Source organism: Lentilactobacillus kefiri, assembly GCF_007989105.1.
GTDB lineage: Bacteria > Bacillota > Bacilli > Lactobacillales > Lactobacillaceae > Lentilactobacillus > Lentilactobacillus kefiri.
Genome location: NZ_BJVK01000107.1, coordinates 1 through 795 on the forward strand (window position 1 = coordinate 1; position 795 = coordinate 795).

The window sequence follows — 795 nt, forward strand, 5'->3', positions numbered from 1 at the left end:
CTTTTGTTTTTGCACTTATTGTTTTCTTATTCCGCATGCCAACGTTGACATGGCAAATTTTCTTAATTGGATTTATTGGTGGATTGCTTTGGGCAATTGGACAATTTGGTCAGTTTAAATCAATGAAATACATGGGTGTTTCAGTAGCGAGTCCACTTTCATCAGGAAGTCAATTAGTAATTGGTGGATTGCTTGGGGTTTTTGCTTTCCACGAATGGACAAAACAAATTCAATTTATTCTCGGATTTATTGCGATGGCTGTTTTGGCAGTTGGGTTCTATTTCTCAGCTAAACGTGACCCAGAAAATGCAGTTGTTGAAGAAGGACGTAATTATACTAAAGGATTGACTGCTTTAACTTACTCAACTTTGGGATATGTTATCTATGTTATTCTTTTTAATAACTTAGCAGTACTTTGGTTCAATGTTCATTTTGATACACTGACAATTATCTTGCCAATGTCAGTTGGAATGATCTTTGGAGCACTTGTGATGGGTCGTTTCAAAATTAAAATGGAAAAATATGTTTATCAAAATATGATTGATGGAGTAATGTTTGGTGTAGGTAATATCTTTATGCTTATGGCTGCAAGCGCTGCTGGTGACGCAATTGCCTTTTCATTCTCACAATTAGGTGTTATCATTTCAACTATTGGAGGAATTCTCTTCCTTGGTGAAAAGAAAACTAAAAAAGAATTGGTTTATGTTGGAATTGGGATTGTTCTGTTCGTAACAGGTGCAATTCAACTTGCAATTGTAAAATCTAAAGGATGATAAAAAAGCTGTCAGTAAATTG

1 protein-coding gene is annotated in these 795 nt (G+C 34.8%); it reads left to right on the plus strand.

The annotated features are described in order from the left end of the window. Nucleotides 1–773: GRP family sugar transporter (locus LKE01_RS11935; protein ID WP_146979259.1), on the plus strand; the 773-nt coding region annotated here is incomplete at its 5' end. Nucleotides 774–795: the final 22 nt, after the last annotated feature.